Here is a 23,108-nt window from a genome sequence, read left to right as displayed (position 1 = left end):
TTAGCTCAATCCTCCCATAGCACTGTGGTGCGGTGGGAGGATTGTTTCTATGTCAACGCAACGCAAGGCTTTGTGCGCCATAACCCTATTAGTTCTGGCGCTCTTCCTCATCGTGGGAGCAGCAATCATGTCCACGCACATGGCCTTGGGGGTATTTCTGACCACTGCGGCACTGATGCTCGGCCCATTCGCCGGGCTCGCACTGCTGGTTTATAGCGTCATCGGCACGCGTGGGGCAGTTACGCGCTCGCTCTATAGCCTCGGCGGCATGCTACTCATTGGTGCCATCGGCGGCATCTTCGCTCTGTCCATGGACCAGGCGCCTGCGATGCTGCCTCTCTTTGTCGCTGGTGCGGGTGTGGGAATTGTAGCCGTGCTGACCCAAGCGCCGAAACGCGCATAAACTGGCCCCCGTTATGCCCAAACTCCTCTTTGATATGTACGGCGTGCTCATGCGCCCGGCCACCCCAGAAAGCCATGCGGACTTGGAGCGCCTCCTCGCGCCGCCAGATGCAGAGGCGATGTGGGAGGCCTACGGGTTTTATCGGCCGGACTACGATGCCGGCATCTTTAGCGATAGCCACTACTGGAACGAGGTAGCGGCCCGCGCCGGGCTAGAGGAGGTTCCTGTCGCGGAGGCGGTAGCCTGTGAAAACAGCGGCCTCCTGGAGGCGGACCCGGACATGGTGGCGCTGGTCAAGGGCCTTATCGGGGAAGGCTATAGCGTGGGCATCTTGTCCAATATTCCCACCACGCTGGCGGGCCAAGTGCGTAAGAAGCAACCGTGGCTCGAGGACTGCGCGGCGGTGACGTTCAGCTGCGATATTGGCGTGGCCAAGCCGCACCCAGAAGCCTATCGCGTGGCCGTGGATGCGCTCGCCGCGCAGCCGAAGGACACGCACTTTTTTGATGACCGCATCGACTACGTGGAAGGCGCGAACTACTGCGGCCTCAACGCCCACCTCTTCCGCGGCATCGACTCGGTACGCGAGGTGCTAAGCGTGCTGGAGTGAGCGGCCCAGATCCAGCGGCTGGCGCAGTAGCTGATCGGTGGCGACGGTGCGGGCTACCGCGCGGACGATCTCCTTATGGCCGGGGATCATGCGCAGCTGCAACTCTTCGCCCGCGGAGGCGCGGACGGTGGCGGCAAATTGCTTGGGGGCCTTCGGGTCATCGGTAAACGCGCCGCCGGCGATAACCACGGTGGCCGGGGAGTGGGCCTTGACCAGTTCTGCGGTGATGGCGCCCAACTGGCGGGCGCGCTCGTCCAAAATGGCGCGGACGGCGGGGTGGGAGTCGGCGGCCTGGGCGGCGTCGGCAAGCGAGGCTGCCTCCACGCCCTCGCGGCGTATCGCCTCCAGGATGTGCTGGGTGGCCAGCAGGCGCTCGGACGCGCCATGGCCCAGCAGCTCGGAGTGTGTCGGGGGTACGGGAATAATGGGGCTGACCTCGTCCTCCACGGAGAGGGCGGAGCCGATGGAATCATCCGCGAAGAGCACCAGAACGCGCTCGCTGGTACCAATCTCGGCCGCCTGGGTTTCGGAGCCGAGGATGGCCGGGATGGCGGAGGAGACCACCACGGGTACGCCGAACTGGAAGCGCAGGCGCTCGGCAATGTCCACGCCGTGCCAGTTGAGGTTTTCCGCGGTGACCAGGCCGTTATCATCCACGGTGCCGGAGGTGGTCACGCCGAGGGAGACCAAGCGGTGGTTCAGGTTGGTCATCATGCGGTTGATGCCGGCCATGATGTGCTCGAGGAAGTCATCCTCGCTGAGGTTAGCCACCGGGGTGGTCAATTCCTCTTCGCTCAACGTGCGGCCCTTGATGTCATAAAGGCCGATGTAGGTTTGCTTGGTGCCCACGGAGATTCCGCCGAGCGCCCAGTCATTATCGGCCGCCTCCAGCGGCACCGTTGGCCGGCCGCGCCCGCGGGACTGGGTGAGGTCGGTGCGTTCCTGGATGAGGCCCGCGTTGAGTAGGGAAGTAGTGGCGCGCGTGATGGTGGGCTGGGAAAGCCCGGTGGCTTCCACCAACTCGCTCCGGGTGATGATCGGGTTCAGACGCACCAAATGGAGGCACTTTGCAGCCGGTGTGCGGGGCCGCGTGAACACTGGGCCAGGTTTGATCATAAAAAGGAGTATAAGCATCCCAGACTGCTTTGTCTAACCTGATAAAAGGTTCATGTACCGAATAGTCTAAAGGTGGTGGTGGGCGCGCAGATACCTATGCTGGAGAGCATGCAGTCAGTAGCGGTTTATTGTGGTTCAGCAACAGGAAACTCCCCGGCCTATACACAAACGGCACAGGAATTGGGCACGGAGCTGGCCCGACGCGGGCTGACCTTGGTCTACGGCGGCGGCAATATCGGCCTGATGCGCGAGGTAGCGGAGGCCTGCCTGTCCGCCGGCGGTACCGTCACCGGCGTGATGCCACAGTCCCTGGTGGATCTGGAGATCTCCCACCCCGGCCTGACCACCCTCGAAGTAGTCGGCTCCATGGCCGAGCGCAAGACCCGCATGGAGCAGCTTGCCGACGCCTATATTTGCCTCCCCGGTGGCGTCGGCACCCTCGAAGAGCTCACCGAGGTGCTCACCCTGCAACAGCTGGGTACCATCCGCGGTCCGGTGGGCCTAGTAAATACCGAGGATTTTTGGCGTCCTTTCTACGCCATGTACGCCGCCATGGCCGAGTCCGGCTTCATCTTGCCGCGCTTTGTGGACGCATTGGTAATGAAGGAAAAACCGCAGGATATCCTGGATGAATTCGGCCGCTGGAACTATCCCGGTACAAAGTGGGACAACGATTAGTTAACAAGTTCGCAACTTCAGCCCGCCCGGGTGGCCTATAGGCGATACTTAGGGATAGACTTCCTCGTTATGAGTTCTGAGCAGACCGCTAAGCGCCAGCCCTCTCTACTGGACGCTTCGTGCGATAACTTCGTTCACGACCTAGCCGAGCTTTCCCCCACCGATGCTACCGCGTGGGGCATTGACGGCTACGAGGGCGAATTGCAGGATTTCTCCCCCGAGTACTTCACCGCCATCGCAGACCGCACCCGCGAAATGGTCGCGGACCTGGATGCCCTGGATGACACCACCGATGAGTCCGATGATGAGGATGACTTTGATGACGTGGACTATGTCACCGCGGCCGTCCTGCGCGATCGCCTCTGCCTTGATCTAGATCTGCACCACCACAGCGAGGATGTGCGCTGCCTGAATAACATCGCCTCCCCGGTGCAGACCATCCGCGATACCCTGCTGCTCATGCCGCAGGACACGGACGAGGACCGCGATGCCATTCGCTCCCGCCTGTCCAAGGTGAAGACCTCCCTGGCCGGCTACCGCAGCTCCCTGGAAGAGGCGGCCTCCCACGGCATGGTGGCACCGCACCGCCAGATCTCTGAGGTTATTGTGCAGTGCGAGCGGCTTGCCGACGCCGACTCGATGCTCGAGTCCCTCGGCCTCAACGCCGACTCCGCCGAGGTGCAGCAGGCCAAGGAGGCCTTTGGCGAGTTCTCCGATTGGCTCTCCAATGACCTGCAGCCCCAGGCACCCACCAAGGACGCCGTGGGTCGCGAGCGCTACGAGCGCTTTTCCAAGCTCTTTGTGGGCGATGCCGTCAACCTCGACGAGGCCTATGAGTGGGGCCTGGACCAGGTGCGCAGCCTGCGCTCGGAGCAGGAAAAGATCGCCCACGAGCTCTACGGCTCTGAGTGTTCGGTGCGCTCGGCGATGCGCAAGCTCAACCACGAGGACCGCTATACCCTGCGCGGCACCGATGCGCTGGTGGAGTGGATGCAGTCCACCGCCGATGGCGTCATTGCCGAGCTCAACGGCAAGGAATTCGATATTCCGGAGGAAGTGGAAGAGATCGAGTGCTGCATCGATCCGGCCGGCACCGGCGGCATTTTCTACACCCCGCCAAGCGATGACTTCTCCCGCCCGGGCCGCATGTGGTGGTCTGTGCCAGAGGGCCAGGACACCTTCCACACCTGGCAGGAGCTGACCACCGTCCACCACGAGGGCGTGCCGGGCCACCACCTGCAGCTCGGCTCCGCACTGGTGCAAGAAGACCTCAACCTGTGGCGCCGCGCGGTGACGTGGAACTCCGGCCACGGCGAGGGCTGGGCACTCTACGCCGAGCAGCTCATGGCCGAGCTGGGCTACATGGATGATCCGGGCTTCCGCATGGGCATGTTGGATGCGCAACGCCTGCGCGCCGCCCGCGTGGTTGTGGACATCGGATTGCACCTGGGCAAGCAGCTGCCGGATTGCTCTACCTCCGGCGTTTGGGACAAGGCGCACGTAAAGACCTTCATGCGCGAAAACACCGCCATGGATGATGCCAACCTCAACTTCGAGGTCAACCGCTACCTCGGTTGGCCGGGCCAGGCGCCGTCCTATGCGCTGGGTCAGCGCCTGTGGCAGGAAACCCGTGCCGAGGCTGAGAAGCAGGGCATGAGCGCGCGCGAGTTCCACTCGGAGGCCCTCGCCTTGGGCTCCGTGCCGATGTCCGTCCTGCGCGAGGCCGTGCTGGGCAACTAGCGCCGCAGCAGGCGCTTCGCCAGCCGCAGCAGCTGCGGCAGGTAGCCTGCGATGACGAGCACCGCAATGAGCCGGGTGAGCTGTACCGCGATGACCGCTGGTCCGGCTCCGCCCTCGGCGGAGAGCGCAAGCACCGTCTCGAGCGCGCCGGGGCTCGTGGCCAGGTAGGCCTCAAAGTAGGAGATGTGCAGCCACTTGGTCAGCGGCCAAGCGGTGGCCGCGCAGATGCCGATGATGACTACGATGAAAAGAACCGTGGCGGGCAATTGCTTGGCAAAGGCCTTGAGTGCGGGCAGCGATAGCCCGCCGCCGCAGACCCAGCCGATGGATAAGAATGCCATCACCTTAAAGACATAGAGCGGCTCAAGAGTGTGGCCCTCCGGCAGCACGAAGGAGACCAGCACCGTCAGCAGAAGGGGGCCGAGCACGGCCGTGGCCGGCAGGTGCAGCAGCTTTCCCAATTTCTCGCCCAGGAAAGCGATGGCAAGAACGAGCGCGATGATCCACCACGTGGTTTCTCCCTCCACCGTGAGGTCCGCGCCTTTACCGGCCGGGGTATCAAGCAGCGCGACGACGGCCGGGAGCGATACCGAGACCACCAATAAGCGCAGGTATTGGGTGAGGGCGACGTAGCGGTAGTCGGCACCGAGTTCGTCGGCAAGCGCGGGCATCAGCGAGGCACCACCGGGCAGCATGGACAAAATTCCTGTCTCTGAGGACACATCGCGCGGCTGCGCGCGGTGCAACAGCAAGCCGCCGACGATGCCAACCATGATGGTGACAAAGGACATCGTCACCGCCGCGGGCAGGAAACCCACCAGCTGGCCCAGCGGCACCACGGTGAGGGGCAGCGCTGCCATCATGCCGATAAAACCACGCGACATGCTATAAAAACTGCGGTTCACGCGCAGATCTTCCCCAGTAAAAAGCGCCATGGCGCCGGAGGAGAGGATCGCTGCCAAGATCCAGGCCGCGGGTACGTGCCACATGCTAAAGAGCCAGCCCAGTACGACCGATGCCGGAACGACAATGGCCCACCGTGCCACGGTATGGGCACTAAGCCCGGCGCCTTCCTGCTGTGCGGCCATGCGAGCCTCCTAGTTCTACTGCGACAAAAGTATAATGCCTGCTTTTTCTCCACTACGGGGAGGGCAGTAGGCGGGTTATCACCTTACATCATTCAAGATTTATGATCGGGGGCATGGAAATCGATGTGGTGCAGTGGATAATTCTCTTCTTTGGTACCGCGGCCGCGGGGTGGGTCGATGCGGTCATCGGTGGTGGCGGATTGATCCTGATCCCGATGCTGCTGGCGGTCCTGCCGGGCCTTGCTCCGGCCGCAGCTTTGGGCACAAGCAAGCTCGCCGCGGTGACTGGCACCGGATCCGCTGCCGTGACTCTCGCGCGCAAGGTGAATCTGGACAAGGCGGAGATGGCGCGGTTCCTCCTCATCGCGCTGGTCTGTTCTGGGTTGGGGGCCAGCGTGGCCTCGAGCCTCGATAAAGACGTTATGCGGCCCATCATCATCGTGCTCATGGTGGCCGTGGGCATCTTCGTTGCCTTCAAGCCAGATTTTGGCAGCAGCGACTCTGCCGGTACCCGTGGCGGGTGGCGGACCATCGTGGTCTTGGTGCTCTCCGGCATCATTTCCTTTTATGATGGCATCTTCGGACCGGGTACCGGAATGTTTTTGATCATGGCCTTCACCTCTATTTTTGCGCAGAACTTTTTGACCTCTGCGGCCATGGCCAAGGTGGTCAATACCGCTACCAACTTCGGTGCGCTCATCGTGTTCATTATTGGCGGGCACGTGTGGTGGACGCTCGGCATCGTGCTCGGCGTAGCCAATATTGCTGGCGCACTTCTCGGCGCTCGTACCGTGCTCGGCGGTGGGGCCAAATTCATCCGCTACGCGCTACTTACTCTCGTCGTGGTCATGAGCTGCTACTTGGGCTGGCAGCAGTGGGGATAGCTACATCCGGTTCTTGGTGCGCGCGGTAGCAACCGCGTTCCACGGGTCCTCCGGCCACGGGTGCTTGGGGTAGCGCCCGCGCATATCGGCGCGCACGCCAGCATAAGGACCGGACCAGAAGCTGGCGAGATCATCGGTCACCGCGAGCGGGCGGCCGGCGGGGGAGAGCAGGTGGAATTGCACGCGGTGGCCGCAGTATTCGGGGGACTCGGCCAGGCCGAAGCATTCCTGCAGCTTGATATGAACCACGGGGCGATCACCGGACCAGTCGATTCGTACGTCCCGACCGGAGGGGACTGGGAGGTGCTCGGGAGCGAGATCGTCCAGATGGGTGGCTTCCGGCCAGGGCAGGAGGCGTTGCAGCGCGGGGTACATGTCTAGCTTGGCGGCGGGGGTGCCCTCCGCAATGCGGTGGAGCTCGGGGCCGAGCCATTCGGCGGGATCTGCGGAATCGACATCGGGCCAAGGAGCACCGAAGTGGGCGTGCAGGTGGCGCAGGCGGTCTTTGAGGCTCTGGGCTTTCTTGCTGAAGGTGAAAAGACCCAAGCCTTCCTCGCGGATGCCGGCGGCAAGCGCCTCCTCGGCCGCGGGGCCGGTGACCTTCACTGGGGTTTCTGAGAGCGTGATGGCGCCCGCAGCCTTGACCTTGATACCGCGCACGCGACCATCGCGCAGGAAGGCGCGGGTCTCCTCGGTGACGCCGATGGTCTCGAGGGCTGCCGTTTCCTCGATGCGGGCGGCCGAACGGATGATGGCATTGCCTGCGTTGGACAGGGATACCTCCGCGATGGCGAGCCACAGGGCGCCGGCTAGGCCCGAGTTATCCAGCAGCCGTGCGCGGGTGCCGCTGGCCAGCAGGTAATCCTCGCCCACGCGCTTGGCCACCTGCTCGGGAAAGGCGGTGGCAACGACCTCGCCGGGATCGGCGGGGCCGAGATCGTCGACGAGGCGGGCGAGCCGCTTGACCTCTCTTTGTGGTGGGCGGTGACGGGTGAGGTTGGGGGTTAAGGGGGCGTCGGCAAGCGAGGCAATAATGGGCGCGGCCTGGCTGCCGTGCCGGAGCAAGGAGGCGCCGAGGCGCGGATCGGTGGGCAGGAGGGCGAGCTCCTGCGTGGCACCAATGCGCTCGAGGGTGGCATGCGCGGCCGCAAGGGCCGGGGCCGGCGGCGGATCGAGCAACGGGAAGTCCGGGCCCGCGCCCCAGCAGTCCAGAAATAGCGCGGCCTGGGTCAGATCCGCGGACAAGATCTCCGGGGTGGTGTGCGGGGAAAAGTGCTGGTAATCATCCTGCGAGTAGCAGCGAATGACGGTGCCAGGCGCCTCACGGCCGGCACGACCAGCGCGCTGATCGGCGCTCGACTTCGAGGTAGACACCGTCACCAGCCCGGACATGCCACGCTGCGCATCGCGCCGGGGAACGCGGGAGAGCCCGGCATCGACCACCACGCGCACGCCCGGCACGGTAAGCGAGGACTCCGCGATGGTGGTAGCCACGACGATGCGCTGCTCCTCGGTATACAGCGCGGCGTCTTGCTCCGCGGTGGTTTGCTTGCCGTGCAGCGGGAAAACATTATGGCCGTCCAGCGCCTCGCACACGAGGTTGACCTCGCGCACGCCGGGCACAAAGACCAGCGTTGATTCGTGCTGGCGGGCTGCTTGCTTGGCGACGTCCCCGTAAAACTCCCTCGCCCCCGCCGCCCTGCCCGGCATGGGGGCGTAGTGGATATCGAGCGGGTGGGTGACTGCCTCGGTTACGTGGACGGGGGCGTCCATAAGCTGGGAAAAGCGCTGCGCATCCACGGTGGCGGACATGGCGATGACGCGGAAGTCCTCGCGTAGCTCGGCTAGTTCCAGGCACATGCCCAGCACCAGATCCGTATCGAGCTGGCGCTCGTGGACCTCATCGATGGCAACGGCGGCTACGCCCTCGAGTTCTGGCTCCTTGAGCAGGCGGCGCAGCAGCACACCCGGCGTGACGAACTCGACCTCACTGCCCTTGCGGGACTCACCGCGGATGGCAAAGCCAACCTTGTCCGGGGTGCCGCTGAGAGTACTCAGGCGCTGCGCGGCCGCACGCACAGCCACACGGCGCGGGGCGGTGACGATGACCTTGCCGCGACCTGCCGCATGATTGGCCAGCGCCGGTGGCACGAGCGTGGTTTTACCCGTACCGGGCGGGGCCTGAATGACAACGTTTCCGGTGCTCGGCAGCGAATCGATGGTCTCGGCTACGGGCAGGCCCGCGCCGATTCTGGCGAGATCAAACATTTAGTTGGCGGCTCCAAAACCCTCGACGGGGCCGTTGAGATCCTGGCGCTCCCAGGCCTCCTCATTGTCTTCCAGCTTGCGCACCACGCGGCCGGGTGATCCCAGGACCAGCGAATTATCCGGGATATCGGTGGTAATAAGCGTGCCCGCGCCGACGACGCAGTTCTTCCCAATGGTAATCCCCGGCAGCACGGTGACATTGGCGCCGAACCAGGTGTTCTCACCGACGGTGATGGGCTTGGCAATTTCCCACCCACCGGCGCGCATCTCATGATCATTTACCGGATGCCCCACCGTAATCAGGGAGCAATTCGGGCCTATCATGACGCCATCGCCGAGCGTCACCTTGGCCTGGGCCAAGATGGTGGCACCGAAATTAATAAAGACGCGCTCACCGCACACCAAATTGCAGCCGTATTCTAGGTTCAGCGGCACGTGTAGTCCCGGCACAGCAGATTCTTCTGGAAGAATCTCGCGCAAGATGCCCTTCGCACGCTCCGGGTCCGTATTCTGCAGCTCATTGAGTTGCTTGACCAGCCGAAAGCCGCGCTGATGCTCCTCTTTGGCCTCCGGCATGCTCGGCAGGAACCACTCCCCGCCGGTCATCCGTTCCCATGAGCCGTAGCGCTCCAAATCCTGCCGCCTCTGTGCATCCATGGGTGTCATTGTAGAGGGCGAGTGGTGCTTAGTAGGAGCCTGTGAAATTCACTTAGGTTCCCGGTAAATCACAAACCACCAGGCCGCTTTTGCTAGTTCGATAAAAATCGTAGCCAACACTGGCAAAGCGGTTGCTATTTCTCAGAGTTAAGGTTGAGTGCTAGTAGAAGGCGCAAACACAACGAGTGAGCATATGGAAACAGATTCAAGAAAGATCGTCGATAATATTTTGAGCGATATGGCGGAACTCGATAACTGGATCTGCATTGCTGATGCAACTGGGGCGAATGGGAAAGACTCGTTTGATGCTACGTATGACGATGTCGTTACGGTCCTTAGCGCAGTCAAAAACTCTTCAGCAGTCACGCTTGGAAAGCTCGGCGCAGGATTTCATGACCTTCCGGATAGTTGGTCTCCTAGGGAAATAGCGAGCGAAGTGTTTTCCTCCTCGAATCCTACCGCTGAGATGATGGATTTCTGGATAAGGGAATTAGAAGACCCCCAGCGTTAGCCCCCGCAATCTTCACACCGCAATTACGACGCTATGGATTAGGCGAATTCTGCACGTGGGGAGGAGGGCGATTTCACCTTTTGTTCTGGATAGATTATCGCAGTTTGAACTCTACGACGTCTACTTCGTCATCGTCACCTAGTCCGGGGTAGTGAGTATCTAGCGCTTCCTGAAGCTCGGCGAGAGAGCCAAAACCGTCATTTCTAGCTTGCTTTTCCGACAATTCACTTCGCTGGGTAGAGACAACGGACGTAACCTGTGCCGGAATAGTGACGACCTCTCCGGATTCTTTCTCGAAGACAATTTGGGCACTTCCTTCATGGAAAGGATCGTCTACCCGGATGGTTTGTTGCTTTTCTCCGCTACGAATTGATTCCTCGTAGCCTTCCCACATGTAGATGCGCTGCTCTTGTTCCATATTTCGCCAGTTGAATGCGAATGGCAAGAGTTCTTCTACGGTAGGTGCTTCAAGTCCATTGCTTCCGCGCACGATGCACCGAATGGACGGATCAACATCAAAAAGCACCTGGCGGCATTTACCGCAGGGAGGAATAACTTGACCAGTAGGTCCGTATACGGCGGCTACTGCTTGGATTGGGTCCTCTGGATAACTAGCAGCATGGTTGGCTAAAGCCGAGATCTCCCCGCAAGGACCACCGAGGAAATGGTGCGCGTTCAAACCGAGAACGTGTTTTCCTGATTTGGTAAGGAGCGCTGCGGCTACAGTGTGGTCTTCTCCGTCTTGAAAACGCTGTGCATGGGTAGTTGCTTTGGCTAGTAAATTTCGAAGTTCGTTAGTAATCACTCTTTAAGGGTAATAACTGCCAACGCGCTTCATCTAGGTGACGACTGAGATCAGGAACATTGGGGGGTTTCCACGACCACTAGAAATCAAGCCCGCCGGGGAGACCATGAAACCCAGAGGATCCTGCACCGGGTGGGGCGCGGCGAAGGCTGGCGCGGTAGCCAGGGTTGCGGCGGTGTCCACCGCCAGGGCGATTGCGCAGGTGGTGGTGAGGCGGCGGGTAGTAGAAGCCTGAGAGGAGGATGAGTTCATGATGTTAATCAACGCACCAGGCAAAAGCCCGTTAACTCTCCGTGGTGTCCCCAGCGCCGGAGGTTGCGGGACCCTCCTCACCTTCCTGCTTGCGGAAGTTCTTCCACCACCAGCGGATCAGCAGCAGCACGATGATCGCCGCGGCAGCGAGGATGGTCCACATCCACCACTGCCAGGTTGTGCCCTGCCCGTCGAAGACGGACTCTTCCTGCGGGTCCATCGGCACGCGCTCGGCGGTGATGATCAGCCGGTGGGTGTTGATGCCATAGGGGGTGCAGGTGATGAGCGTGACCAAGTCCTTATTCGGCGTGCGGCGCAGCAGACTGGTCTTATCCGGGGTGACGACCTCGATATCCCGGACCTCATACTTCAGCTTCTCGCCCGCCGTGGCGACGTAGACCGGGTCGCCCTTCTCGATCTGGTCGAGGTTGTCCCACAGGGTGGCGTTCTGCAGTCCGGTATGGGCAGAAAGCGCGGAGAGTCGGCCCTCTGGTGGGGCGGGCGGGATAGCGCCATCCTCGCCGAGCTCGCCGGGTGCGCCAACAGGCAAGTCCGTGCCGTAAAGGTGGCCGACCCCGCGGGCCAGCACGCGGTCGGAGGTGCCGTGGAAGATTGGCAGATCGGAATTGATGGAGGGCAGCACAATGCGGCCCATGGCCTCGGTCTCATTCAGGACGGAGAGGTAATTCAGGTAGCGCTGATACGCCGGGGAGCTCTCGTCGTCGGAGCTGGTCCACGCATCGCTGGGATCGATATCCCCGAGGTTGGCGTTGTATTGCTGCGCCTCCTCCCAGGCCTTATTGAGGACCTCTGGGGGCACGCCCTTTTCCAGCTGCGAGTAGGTCTCGGCGGCGTGGGACTGCTGGTAGTTATTCCACTGGGTGGCAAGCACCGGGTATAGCAGTACGCCCAGGCCGGCGAGGATGAGGACGACGGCAATGATCGCGTTGGTGTTCAGTTTCTTGTCTTGGCGGGGCGGGGTCGCGTCCGTCGTGTTTGGCGTTGGGGGTTGGTTTGACATAGGCCTTAACTTCTACGAGGGGTTGGGGCTCGCTCCGGTGGAACGTGGAGAGTTGGAGTCTATTCTTCGCTGCGAGGGTACAAAAGGCGTAATTTTTGCTGTGAGATGCTTATCACTTTTTACCCTAATGTGGGGGAGCATATTACTGGTGCGCTTAGAGCGAAGAACTGTTCAACAGTCTAGGTCAGGAGCGATTTTGAGTCGCGCCGGCCAGATTTGTGTTGGGAGGATCAATAAGGTATGCCTTAATCATTTTAGCTGTTGAGGGGCGTCGAAGTGATAAGTTAATGATGTGCGATTCACTAGGTGGGAATTGCGGGTCTGAAACCCGAGAATTGGTGACATCACAACAAAAGTGATCTGTCAACAATAGGGTTTGGGGCGCGTGTGACCACCAGCGAATTTTAAGGTGTCGTGGTTGAAAAGGCGGCAAGCTTAAAAGTAGCTAACCGGAGTGGGTCGCTGAACGTCGAGGGGTGCTACGCGCTCCAGTCACTACTGATGTAAAGGAATTCACTCCAGTGAAGAAGAACACTCTGACCATTCGTTCGGTCACTTTCGCCGCCGTCGCTGGCCTCTCCTTGGGTATCGCTGCCCCGGGCGCGATCGCTGGCGCTCAGGAGTCGACCGTCAACCAGACCGCAGGCGACTCCCCGCTGGTGAATAAGGACGCCAGGGGTGCGCTGACCATCCACAAGTTCGGTAACCCGATCAATGAAGGCACCCCGTCGGGCACTCTTGAAGATGCGAAGGACGTCGAGCGCAACGGTGGCAAGGCTCTGGAAGGGGTCGGTTTCACCGTGTACAAGATCAACAAGACTGCGGATGGCGCTACCGACATCGATGTCACCACGAATAAGGGGCTCGTCGCTGCCTCCAAGCTCAAGGCTGCAGACTTCTCCCAGGGAGCGCAGCTCAAGGGTGGTCTGCCGGCTGGAGTCCTCACCGAGGTCGCTTCCGGTACGACCGGTCCAAACGGCACCTGGGAGGTAAGTAAGAATCTGGAGCTCGGTGCCTACCTCGTCGTGGAGACCACCCCGAAGGAGGGCTACGACCCGGCTGTTCCGTTCATCGCATTCGTCCCAATGACCGCGGATAACGGTGGGGATAACCAGGGCACTAGCTGGAACTACGATGTCCACGCCTTCCCGAAGAACTACAAGGACGAAGAACCGACCAAGACCGTCAAGGACAAGGACCAGAATGCTGGCGACGAAAATCTGGTCTACACCGTCACTGGTACCGCTCGTCAGCTGAAGCCGAACACTGAGCGCACCCAGTTCCAGATCACGGACCAGATTGATCCGAAGCTCGAGATCACCGATGTGACGGTGAAGGTCGCTGGACAGGAGATTCAGCCGACGCAGGACGTTGATGGGAAGTTCTACGAGGGCAACAACGTCGACGTCTCCCTGAATGAGGAAACTGCTAAGTCCCTTAAGGCCGGCGACAAGGTTGAGGTAATCATCACGACTACGCTCAAGCCTGAGTTCAAGAACGCTACCGATATCGCGCCGAATAAGGCCCTGGTCTTCCAGAACAACCCGGATGGTTCCGAGAGCCAGACCCCGAAGGAGACCCCGGAGGTCAAGACCTACTGGGGCGGCCTTCAGTTCAAGAAGGTCGATGGCGACCGCAACGGTCTGGAAGGCGCCGAGTTCCAGATTGCTCGCCAGGCTGCTGGCCAGCAGTGCTCCGACATCGACACCACCAAGAAGGATTCCTGGGCTCCGGTCAACGGTGAGCAGGATGGCCAGGTTAAGACCACCTTCGTCTCTGGCCAGGACGGTACTGTCAAGATCACTGGTCTCCACGTCAATGACTTCGAAGACAATGCTGAGGTCGCCGCTGGCGAGCAGTCTCACTACTGCCTGATCGAGGTCAAGGCGCCGAAGGGCAAGGAGCTGCTCCCGGAGGCTCTCGAGTTCAAGCTGGTTGCTTCGGAGACCACCCCGGAGCGTGTCTACGAGCTGGCTTCTGTCCAGGTTGGTGCTAACGAGGGTGAGGTCGTTAACTCTGACGACACCACCCCGAACCTGCCGATGACCGGTGGCATGGGTGTTGGCATCCTGGCCGCAATCGGTGCCGCCATCGTGGCAGCCGGTGCATGGTTCGCACGCCGCGGCGCTAAGAACTAATAGCCCGCTGAATCGGTAAAACCTTCGCCCAGCGGACAACCCCGCGGGCGGAGGTTTCACCCAAAGCACAGCCAAGCAGAACCAACCCAGGAGTGCCCCGTGGATCACACCCTCAGCACAGACGTGGAACCGAAGAAGGAACCCCGCCGTGCCAACAGCACCAAGACCAGTCCCGTGCTGGCCGCGGTGCTCGTGATCCTCGGGGTGCTCGTGATGCTGTACCCGGTGACGTCCACCCTGTGGAATAACCACCTCGCCACGAAGGCCGCGCAGGAATACGCGAAACTCGAAAAGAGCACCCCACAAGAGGTGAAGAACACCCAGTGGGAGCGTGCCCACGAGTACAACGAGAACCGAACAACCGGCCCCATCCTCGACCCCTGGCTCGCCCGCTTCGACGAGAACAACCCGGACTACCAGGAATACCTGGACCAACTCGACGCGAACGACGCGATGGCGCGCCTCATCTTCCCCAAGATCAAGGCAGACCTGCCGATCTCCCACGGGACAGACAACGACACTTTGCAAAAAGGCTTGGGGCACCTCTTCGGCTCCGACCTGCCAGTCGGCGGCAAGGGCACGCACTCGGTGATCACCGGCCACACGGGCCTGGCGAACTCCACCATGTTCGACCACCTCAATAAGGCGGAGAAGGGTGACACCTTCTACGTCCAGGTCTCCGGCGAGAAGCTGAAGTACGTGGTCGACCAGATCAAGGTTGTGCTCCCCACCGAAACCGAGGACCTCCGCCCGGAGCAGGACAAGGACTACATCACCCTGATTACCTGCACCCCCTACGGGATCAACACGCACCGCCTGCTGGTGCGCGGCCACCAGGTCCCGCTGGACCCAGAGGATCACGAGGTTTTCGACAAGAACCACGGCCCCGGGTGGCAGTGGTGGATGTACGCGCTCCTCGCGGCAGCGGTCGTCGTGTTGCTCCTGCTGCTGCGGTGGCTGCTGAAGAACAAGCGGGATGGCGAATCCCAAGAAACGACAGAGACGATGAATAACGAAGGGGCTGGATCAGATGACTAGCCACGCACGCGCGGTGCGGATCAGCCGCAGCCTTGTGGTGGCCATCGCCCTCAGCGCTGGCCTGCTCGGCGGCGCATATGGTGGCGTCGGGGTTGCCGACGCAGCCAAGGTAGCCGGGCTGAGTGATCAGCCCGGGGTATCCCGCGACTACGGAACCGACACGCTGAGTATCACGCTTTCCCCGGGCAATGGGGACCCAGTCAATCCTGCCACGGGCAAGGTCGCGGGCGTGACCATCAAACTGGAGCGGCTGCAGGGCATCGACCCGGAGAACGCCGCCGATAAGGCGAAAGTCCGCAACACCAGCGCAGACAAGATCGCTGACTGGCCGACCGACCGCACGATCACAGCCGTGACCAACGAGGCCGGCCAGGTCCGATTCCAGGGGCTCGAGAAGGGCATATACCTGGTCACCTCCCAGGCGCCGGCTGGTGCCGCGGCGGGGGAGTACCGGGAAATCGAGCCCTTCCTCGTGGCGGTGCCGTTCCACACCGTCGCTGATAACCCTCGCCCGGTGGAGGGCGTGATCGTGGCGAAGACGAATACGACGGTTCCGCCGACCACTCCGCCGACCGAACCTCCGACGACGCCGCCCACCACCCCGCCCCCAGGGGACACCCCGCCGGGCGAGACACCGCCACCAGGGGAAACCCCGCCGGGCGAGACACCGCCACCAGGGGAAACCCCGCCGGGCGAGACACCGCCACCAGGGGAAACCCCCGGGCCGGGTGAAGAGAAAGAACGCGAACAGGGCGACCTGGCGATGACTGGTGTGCAGATCATCGGGCTCGTCCTCGCCGCGGTGGCGCTGATGGGCGCTGGGTTGTTGATGCTGTTGATCACGAAGAAGCGAAAGCAAGAAGGGTAGCGACAATGAAAACAAAGTTCATGGGTGTAGCGGCCGCGCTAACCGCAGCGCTTGCGCTGGTTTTCGGCGTCGCTATCCCGGGCGCGCTACCGAGCCTGCCGGCCCCTGTTGCGCAGGCGCAGACCACGGCGATCCCGGTGAGCCCGCAGAAGCGAGACTTCAAAGACCTGGATACCAGAAAGTACAACCCGCCGTTCGAGTTCACGGTTGAGGAAGACGCCACGATCACGAGCCTTGATTTTCAAATTGGTGGTTCTGGCTGGCTGAAGGCATACGAGCTGAAAGTCGGGAACACTACACTTTCCCCGAAAATTTCACAATCGGGCAGTGCACAGCAAGCTCCGTTGACGGTTACCCATGATGGTCTGAATATTGCAGTGAAAAAGGGCGAAATCATTAGAATTTCGCCGTACTTTACTGCGCCTAAAGTATCGGGAACGGTGTCCGTTAGCCCGAAGGGGACTTTGAGCGGCAGTACCCCTCCGCCAACCGAGCCGAACCCGGAGCCGCAGCCTGACCCAGAGCCAACTCCGGAACCGAACCCGGGGGCGTCCGTGACTCCTGCGGCGCCAACCGCAGTTGATCCAGCCACCGCGCCATCGTGTGTTGAGAAGGGCTACATCAACATTCCAGACACGAAGGGTGTCGACTACTTCATTGGTGGCGAGCGCAAGCAAGCCGGTCAGCATTTCTACGAGGGCAAAAAGGCCACCGTTAAGGTCACGGCGAAGCCGCAGAACGGATACCAGTTCGCTGCCGGTGCAAAGACCGAGTGGTCCTTCGACTTCAGCGGCGAGGTGAAAGACTGTTCAGATTCTTCTGAAGACCCCAAGCCACCGGCGGTCGAAGGGCGTCACTTTGATGCCATCGGCCACGAGTTTGCAGTTAAAGCTGACCCAGTAGATCCGACCAAGCCCAATGCCTTTACGGCTAAGGTGACTGCGGAATCTCACATGAAGTACGCAACCGTGCGTATCGAGACTGACGCGACTTTCTTGGATCCGCAGAAGTACAACCTCACCCTGGATCAGATTGAGCCAGGTGTGACCTTGCAGAAACGCAACGTCAATATTGGCAACGGCTTCATCACCATGGACGTTGTTCCGGTAAAGGATGGTAAACCGGTTGACTCTGCCGTTGTACCGAAGGATGCGGTATTCACCTTCACTAATAATCTCTCGGAGAACAAGAATTTGAAGGTCGTTCTTGATGTGTATGGCGCGAATGAGAGCACACCAAAACCACCAGAGATTATCTCTCCGCCGGATGGAGCTCAGTGGGTTAACGGACGTGTCCCTAACCCGGAGCTTCCCCTGCGCTGTGGGCTCCGAATTGCGGTTGTAGCAGACCTTTCGACATCGCTCCGCTACGCAGATACTGATGGTTTCGAGGCATCCAAAAAGGCCGCGAATGCATTCATCGATTCCCTGCAGGGCACCCCAGCTGAGCTCGGAATCTATAACTTCGCAAGTAGCGGTCCGGCTAACCAGGCGGGAACGACACACGGTCAGAACCCACCCTATATTTCAATGCAGTCGGAGCAGGGCGTCCAGCGAGCAAAGGACGCAGTCAATAACTGGAGCTATAACGGAAATAACAGTGCTACGAACTGGGAAGCGGGTCTGAAGCAGGTCAAGGAACAGGACTACGACGTGGTCTACTTCATCACTGATGGTATGCCCACGACCTCTTCGACAATCAAGAATAAGGGCATCGGTGGCGAGTTCGTTCAGGCTAGTGCTCTCAACGACGCGATCAAGGCCGCCAACGAACTCAAAGCTGCCGGTACGCGTGTTGTTCCGATCATGGTTGATCTGACACTTGGCGGACGAAGCGGTCAACGCCCTGTTGTGCAGAATGATCTGGTGCTCAAAGACGCCAAGCGGATTGACTGGACAGCAGATCCGGGACAAGCCCCAGGCCTCTACTACAAAATTCGAAGTGATCACCCGAAGGCTTTGCACGCCAATTACATCAACACCGACACCTTGGCGAATCTGAAAATGGCGTACGACGCGGCAGGCAGCCAGGCCCTGCAGGTGTTTGAACGGATGCCTAATGGGAGGTCAAACACAGTTACTTCGGACATGTCTAGGTGGACCTACGGTGCACGTGGTGTCAAGACCATGGGCGAGGATATCTCGGGCACTGGTGACACGGTGAGGGTGTCTAACTACAGCAATCTTGCGGAACAGATGAAAACAATCGCCCAAGACGTAACCACACGATGCAACGGTGTGGTGACCGTCAAGAAGCGCATTGTCGATGAAAACGGCAAGGTTCTTGAAGACGGTGCCCCAGGTTGGGAGTTCACCCTCTCTACCGGTGGCCAGGACATCATCGACCCAGGTAATGGCGAGCTCGTTCGGAGGTCGCTGAAGGCAACGTCCTCGGCCGACAGGGACCTTGGCACTGCCTCCTGGAACATCATGAGCGAACAAGAGCAGCAACTGACTCTGGTAGAGACACAGCAACCGGGTTTCAACCTCTATAAGAGGAATGACAAGAATGCCGTGTGTACCGAAACCCGTGACGGGGTAACGAAACCGGTTGAGGTCACAAATGACGGTGAGTTCGGTTTCAAGGTCAAGATGAGCGAGAAAGATAAGAAGCTGTCTTCGGTTTCCTGCGTAGTTGATAACTACAAGCAGCCGGAAACTCCGCCGGGCAAGCTGACCTTCAAGAAGGCTCAGTACGACGGCGATAAGATCGTGGAGATGTCTGGGCTGGGTGGCGCGACCTTCAAGATCTACCCGTCCAAGGGAGGCCAGCCGGACTACAGCGCTGGAGAGCTCTACACCATCAAGCCCGGGCAGGAGTCTATCGAAGTGAAGACGACCGGTACGTTCTTCCTCGTTGAAACGAAGGCTCCTAAGGGGCTCAACCTGCTGGCCCAGCCGGTCGAGTTTCAGATTTCAGTGGATGAGCAGACTAAGCAATATAAGATTTCTGCGGTCAGCACTAGCAGCGGACAAATCCAAGTGAGTGGCCAAGGCGATAAGATGATCCTGCAGGTGGCGGACACCACTGCCGGTAAGCTCCCGAAGACCGGCGGGTACGGCGTGGCCCTCGTGGGGCTCATTGGTGCCGTGCTCGCAGGCGCGGGCCTCCTGCTCGGCCGCCGTAAGACCACCTAAGCGGTAAAACCAGGCAGGGGAGTGGCGCGTGCATCGCGCCACCTGACCTAGGTAGTAGGCACATAAAGGAGGGGCGGGCTCAGCACACAACGCTGAGCCCGCCCCTTTTTCCTTGGGCTGCGTGCCACGGGCATGATCTCGATGCCAAGAACCGCTACCCCCAGTGGGCACTAATCGCTGCGTCACGCCAGAAGCAGAGGCAAGCGTTCAGAGGAGATGGACACCGGTTGAGGGCAAGCAAAGAATGAGGTTACCCTCGTTTAGTGGACACCCTATTAGTACGGATCTTGTGTCTGTAGGAGTGGGTGTTCATTGTGAGTTCGTCAGGGAAGAAGTACACCCCGGAGTACCGGCAGGAGGCTGCCAGACTGGTCATTGAGTCCGGGCACCCAATCGCTCATGTGGCTAAGGAAATTAGCGTATCAGCCACAATTTTAGGCAGGTGGGTCACACTCGAGCGGGAACGCCAAGGCTCGGTAGATGGCCGCAGTGATGCCGATATACGAGCCGAAAACGCTCGCCTGCGTCGTGAGTTAGCTGAGGCCAAGATGGATAGTGAGTTCTTGTCAAAAGGCACCGCCTTCGTCGCTTTGAGGCAACGCGATCGGAAAAATTTGAGCTACTACACCAGGAGAAGGCGAACTACAGCATAAAACGGATGAGCAGGTTATTAGAGGTTTCCCATTCTGGCTACTATAAATGGCAAAAGGCTCAAGCAGTACGGCTTCGTGGTGAAATCAGCGTCAGAGATTCCTCGACAAGTTAGACAGGAAAATTCATGACATCTGGGAAGATTCTGACGAAGTCTACGGTGCCCCACGGATTAGTGCAGAACTCTCTGAGGATGGGGTCTATGTCAATCGCTAAACCGTGGCCAAACGCCTGCGGATGATGAGTATTGAGGGCATCTCACCCAGGGCGTTTGTTCCCGTAACGACAATTCAATCCAAGCAGAAGTTCACGCCTGTAGACCTGGTAAAACGCCTATTTGATCAAGGCCAGCTTAATCGAGTGTTGATGTCGGATATTACCCATCTGCGCACGAATGAGGGCTAGCTGTACCTATGCGTTATCCGCGATGGACACTCCCGCCGAGTCCTAGGCTGGTCCATGGATAGTGTGCAGGATTCTTACCTGGTCGAACGTGCACTGCGCATGGCTTACATCCCGCGTGGTACCCAGTTCACCAGCGAACAGCTGTGGCAGGTCTGACAAGAACTAGGGATTGCACAATCGGTCGGCCGTACTGGTGTCTGCTTTGACAATGCGATGGCCGAGTCGTTCTGGTCGATAGTAAAGACCGAATTTTACGATCGGAAGAAATGACAAACCCGCAACGAAGCCCGGAAGACGGTGGGTCGCTGGATTGAGATCGTCTACAACCGGCGCCGTCGCCACTCGTCCATCGGGATGGTAAGCCCCGTTGATTTCGAAGCCCAGCTCGCTAATCAAAACGGTAATAAGAAGGCCGCTGCTTAACCCCTAAGCAGCTTCACAACGTGTCCACGACTTGCGGGTAACCCCACTACCGCTGACGATGGTCAGCGGCGAGGGCCGAGTCTGCGGGATATTTCCCAGCAGAAGTTAAACGCTGCGACCGATTACATGATTGATGAGTTAATGAGCCAGGGCATGAGCGAGAAGGAAGCCATCGAGTATTTAGACCGTGAGTTGGAAGAGGCTATCCCGGATGATTTCTGGGAAAGCACCGACTAAGGACTAATCCTGTTCCGGCTCCGGTGTGATTAGAGTTCGGCGTCCTAATCGTCTTCATGCTGTGCTTCCAGCTCTGGTGCCTTGTTCTCACTCTGGGTGTCGTGTGCGTTATCCACGGTCTGGTAGCCGGTAGGAGCCTCCTCGCCTAGTTCGAGGCTGGTGAGAAAGTCGAGGTTGTTGTGTTCCTACGGGCCGTGTGCAGTGGTGGTCTGGGGCACTTCAATAGGCCATTTGGAACCAGATAAACCAGCCGGTGAAACCCGCGTGAGGCGCCCTAGGCTTGGACCTATTGGTCTTGAACAGATTCTGATCCTTGGCGAGGATAATAGGTCTTGGTCGATTTATCGGGGCGTTGGGTTAGGGTGAGGTCATGCTTTTTGATTCGCTGCCGCGGCCGAGCGTGCGTGTAGCTCCGGGGGTGGGGCATGTGCCGGGATGGGCGGGCGTCGATAAGCAGAAGGCCTTGGTAGAAGAGATGCGCGGCATTGCGCGCGAGTATGCGGCTACGCCGATGGCGATGGTGCGGCCTCGGCTGAAATCCGGCGGGCAAATGAGCGTGTTTCAGCTGCATTTGGGCAGGTATTGGCATTATCCCAGCCATCGGTATGTAGACATTATGGACGGCACGCGGGTTCCGCCGGTGCCGGAGAGCCTGCAGCGGATTGCTCCGGGAGCGCTGCGCGCCGCGGCCGAAGTGGCTCCTGAACTTGAGTCCTGGGTGGAGACTTTTGTACCGGAGATGGCGCTAGTTAATTACTATCCGCCGGGCTCAGCCATGGGTATGCACGTGGATGCCTTTGAGGAATCACCTGCGCCGGTGATTTCGCTTTCCATTGGGGATGAGGCACTTTTCCGTATGGGGCATACCGAGTCGCGCACCCGGCCGTGGGATGATATCACGCTGTGCTCTGGGGATTTGGTGGTCTTTGGTGGGTCAAAGCGCTTTGCCTACCACGGGGTGGTGCGCGTTAATGACGGCACGTTGCCGGAGGGGTGCGGATTGAGTGAAGGACGTATCAACATCACTATCAGACAAGTTTCGGCACGGGCGGTAAGCTAGGGACGTTACATAAAGCTTGAAGGAAAGAAGGTTCTCTTATGTCTCGTATCGGCATCATCATCGGCACTACCCGTGATAGCTCGGCCGGCAAGGTAGTGGGTGAGTGGCTTTATGATCTTGCCCAGGGGCGCCAGGATGGGGTGGAGTACACCCTGCTGGATCTCAAGGAGTTTGATGTTCCGCTGCTGACCACTGACGTCATTCCTGCCACCGCTAATAAGCAGTATGCAGATGAAAAGGTGCAAGCTTGGTCTGATGCAGTGGATGCCTGCGATGGTTTCGTATTTGTTACCCCGGAGTACAACCGCTCCGTGCCGGGTCCATTCAAGAATGCCTTCGACTGCTTGGCCGGGGAGTGGACCGGTAAGCCGGTTGCGTTCGCCGGTTACGGTCCAGCGGGCGCAATCCGCGGCGTGGAAGCATGGCGCACTATCGTGGTCAACTTCTCCATGCCGCAGCTTCGCAATCAGCTGGACTTTGGCTTCTTCACCGACTGGACCGACGGCGAATTCCGCCCTGTAGATGCCAAGGTAGAACGCACCAATTCCTTGCTGGCCGAGCTGGAAGATGCTGTTACTGCATAATCAGTTCGCGTTGGCCGCATACAAAAAGCCAGCCCCCGCTGCTCGGAAAGTGAACTGCTCCCCATTAGTTGGACTGAGAAATCAGTTTCCGATTAGTGGGGAGTAGTTTTCATTGAGAGCTCGAAGTTTGGTGAGTGAGCATCAGCGGGAGCAGTTGGTTAAACTATTTGAGCAAGGCGTGGGCTATCGTGCCGCTGCTACTGCTCTTGGTGTCTCCACATACGCCGCCCGTATGCTCTGTCGTCGGTTTAAACTGCATGGCAGACTATGTCTTGTGGAAAAACCGACTAAGCAGCAGTATTCGTTCGAAATCAAGAAGGAAGTTGTCCAACGCCACCTTTCTGGTGAGACAGCGATGGATCTTGCGCGCGAGTTTGGCCTGTCATCAGAGCACTTGGTCGGCGGATGGTCGAGGAAATGGCGTAAAGGTGGCGATGAGGCACTAAAACCGAAGCCAAAGGGCAGGCCCAAAGGCTCGGTCACGCCGAAGCCGCTTTCGGAGGAAGCGAAGCTGCGTCGCCAGATCGCGCGGTT

The 23,108-nt window shown here is 59.8% G+C and carries 20 protein-coding genes and 1 pseudogene; 14 read left to right on the top strand and 7 right to left on the bottom strand.

Going from position 1 to position 23,108, the window contains the following annotated elements; translation table 11 throughout:
* Window positions 1-49: 49 nt before the first annotated feature.
* Together MHY22_RS11050 and MHY22_RS11045 are read left to right on the top strand one after the other, a co-directional pair.
* Window positions 50-403, top strand: a complete 354-nt coding sequence (locus MHY22_RS11050; protein WP_239279339.1) for a hypothetical protein — start codon at window positions 50-52, stop codon at window positions 401-403.
* A gap of 13 nt (window positions 404-416) precedes the next feature.
* On the top strand, window positions 417-1,013 hold the full coding sequence (locus MHY22_RS11045; protein WP_239279338.1) for an HAD-IA family hydrolase: 597 nt from the start codon (window positions 417-419) through the stop codon (window positions 1,011-1,013).
* Here the strand turns inward: MHY22_RS11045 and MHY22_RS11040 are convergent.
* On the bottom strand, window positions 996-2,129 hold the full coding sequence (locus MHY22_RS11040; protein WP_239279337.1) for an ROK family transcriptional regulator: 1,134 nt from the start codon (window positions 2,127-2,129) through the stop codon (window positions 996-998). The genes MHY22_RS11045 and MHY22_RS11040 overlap by 18 nt on opposite strands.
* 108 nt (window positions 2,130-2,237) lie before the next feature.
* On the opposite strand from MHY22_RS11040, the gene MHY22_RS11035 reads away from it, so the two are divergent.
* The gene (locus MHY22_RS11035) at window positions 2,238-2,807 is read left to right on the top strand and encodes a TIGR00730 family Rossman fold protein (RefSeq protein WP_239279336.1); all 570 of its coding nucleotides are present in this window, start codon (window positions 2,238-2,240) and stop codon (window positions 2,805-2,807) included.
* A gap of 69 nt (window positions 2,808-2,876) precedes the next feature.
* Window positions 2,877-4,547, top strand: a complete 1,671-nt coding sequence (locus tag MHY22_RS11030) for a DUF885 domain-containing protein (protein WP_239279335.1) — start codon at window positions 2,877-2,879, stop codon at window positions 4,545-4,547.
* Here MHY22_RS11030 and MHY22_RS11025 read toward each other — a convergent pair.
* Window positions 4,544-5,635 carry an AbrB family transcriptional regulator gene (locus MHY22_RS11025; protein WP_239279334.1) on the bottom strand — a complete coding sequence of 364 codons (1,092 nt, stop codon included), beginning with the start codon at window positions 5,633-5,635 and terminating at the stop codon, window positions 4,544-4,546. The two genes, MHY22_RS11030 and MHY22_RS11025, sit on opposite strands and share 4 nt — an antisense overlap.
* Before the next feature lie 113 nt (window positions 5,636-5,748).
* Here MHY22_RS11025 and MHY22_RS11020 point away from each other — a divergent pair, with 113 nt between their 5' ends.
* Window positions 5,749-6,519 (top strand): TSUP family transporter, encoded by a 771-nt coding sequence (locus tag MHY22_RS11020; protein ID WP_239279333.1) that lies wholly within the window; start codon window positions 5,749-5,751, stop codon window positions 6,517-6,519.
* Here the strand turns inward: MHY22_RS11020 and MHY22_RS11015 are convergent, their stop codons facing one another.
* Both MHY22_RS11015 and MHY22_RS11010 read right to left on the bottom strand, forming a co-directional pair.
* Window positions 6,520-8,787: an ATP-dependent RNA helicase gene (locus tag MHY22_RS11015; protein ID WP_239279332.1), complete on the bottom strand. Its 2,268-nt coding sequence runs from the start codon at window positions 8,785-8,787 to the stop codon at window positions 6,520-6,522.
* Window positions 8,788-9,453 (bottom strand): sugar O-acetyltransferase, encoded by a 666-nt coding sequence (locus MHY22_RS11010; protein WP_239279331.1) that lies wholly within the window; start codon window positions 9,451-9,453, stop codon window positions 8,788-8,790.
* Window positions 9,454-9,637: 184 nt separating this feature from the next.
* Between MHY22_RS11010 and MHY22_RS11005 the strand changes: the two genes are divergently transcribed.
* Complete coding sequence (locus tag MHY22_RS11005; protein WP_239279330.1) at window positions 9,638-9,955, top strand: hypothetical protein; 318 nt, start codon at window positions 9,638-9,640, stop codon at window positions 9,953-9,955.
* Window positions 9,956-10,049: 94 nt separating this feature from the next.
* Here the strand turns inward: MHY22_RS11005 and MHY22_RS11675 are convergent, their stop codons facing one another.
* Genes MHY22_RS11675 through srtB form a run of 3 tightly spaced genes read right to left on the bottom strand, consistent with a single transcriptional unit; the run spans window position 10,050 to window position 12,033 of the window.
* Window positions 10,050-10,760 carry an ASCH domain-containing protein gene (locus tag MHY22_RS11675; RefSeq protein ID WP_239279329.1) on the bottom strand — a complete coding sequence of 237 codons (711 nt, stop codon included), beginning with the start codon at window positions 10,758-10,760 and terminating at the stop codon, window positions 10,050-10,052.
* A gap of 33 nt (window positions 10,761-10,793) precedes the next feature.
* Window positions 10,794-11,012 (bottom strand): hypothetical protein, encoded by a 219-nt coding sequence (locus tag MHY22_RS10995; RefSeq protein ID WP_239279328.1) that lies wholly within the window; start codon window positions 11,010-11,012, stop codon window positions 10,794-10,796.
* A gap of 31 nt (window positions 11,013-11,043) precedes the next feature.
* Window positions 11,044-12,033, bottom strand: a complete 990-nt coding sequence (srtB, locus tag MHY22_RS10990; RefSeq protein ID WP_239279327.1) for a class B sortase SrtB — start codon at window positions 12,031-12,033, stop codon at window positions 11,044-11,046.
* Window positions 12,034-12,554: 521 nt separating this feature from the next.
* On the opposite strand from srtB, the gene MHY22_RS10985 reads away from it, so the two are divergent.
* The 8 genes and pseudogenes from MHY22_RS10985 to MHY22_RS10950 form a co-directional block, all read left to right on the top strand.
* The gene (locus tag MHY22_RS10985; protein WP_239279326.1) at window positions 12,555-14,171 is read left to right on the top strand and encodes a SpaH/EbpB family LPXTG-anchored major pilin; all 1,617 of its coding nucleotides are present in this window, start codon (window positions 12,555-12,557) and stop codon (window positions 14,169-14,171) included.
* 99 nt (window positions 14,172-14,270) lie between these two features.
* Entirely contained in the window at window positions 14,271-15,209 is a 939-nt protein-coding gene (gene srtC, locus MHY22_RS10980; protein ID WP_239279325.1) for a class C sortase SrtC, read from the top strand.
* On the top strand, window positions 15,202-16,077 hold the full coding sequence (locus MHY22_RS10975) for an adhesin (RefSeq protein ID WP_239279324.1): 876 nt from the start codon (window positions 15,202-15,204) through the stop codon (window positions 16,075-16,077). Before srtC ends, MHY22_RS10975 begins: the two co-directional genes overlap by 8 nt.
* Before the next feature lie 5 nt (window positions 16,078-16,082).
* Window positions 16,083-19,214 (top strand): SpaA isopeptide-forming pilin-related protein, encoded by a 3,132-nt coding sequence (locus MHY22_RS10970; protein WP_239279323.1) that lies wholly within the window; start codon window positions 16,083-16,085, stop codon window positions 19,212-19,214.
* A 305-nt stretch (window positions 19,215-19,519) separates the two neighbouring features.
* Window positions 19,520-20,693 (top strand): annotated as a pseudogene (locus MHY22_RS10965) (IS3 family transposase).
* Between the two features lie 607 nt (window positions 20,694-21,300).
* Complete coding sequence (locus MHY22_RS10960; protein ID WP_239279322.1) at window positions 21,301-21,990, top strand: alpha-ketoglutarate-dependent dioxygenase AlkB; 690 nt, start codon at window positions 21,301-21,303, stop codon at window positions 21,988-21,990.
* A gap of 38 nt (window positions 21,991-22,028) precedes the next feature.
* On the top strand, window positions 22,029-22,574 hold the full coding sequence (locus MHY22_RS10955; RefSeq protein ID WP_239279321.1) for an NADPH-dependent FMN reductase: 546 nt from the start codon (window positions 22,029-22,031) through the stop codon (window positions 22,572-22,574).
* Window positions 22,575-22,848: 274 nt separating this feature from the next.
* A partial coding sequence (locus tag MHY22_RS10950) for a helix-turn-helix domain-containing protein (protein ID WP_370658853.1) occupies window positions 22,849-23,108 on the top strand: 260 nt, incomplete at its 3' end.

The sequence above is a fragment of the Corynebacterium sp. ACRPO genome, assembly GCF_022347205.1.
Taxonomy (GTDB): domain Bacteria; phylum Actinomycetota; class Actinomycetes; order Mycobacteriales; family Mycobacteriaceae; genus Corynebacterium.
Note: the sequence above shows the minus strand (reverse complement) of the source record. Positions and strands in the feature narration are given on the sequence as shown.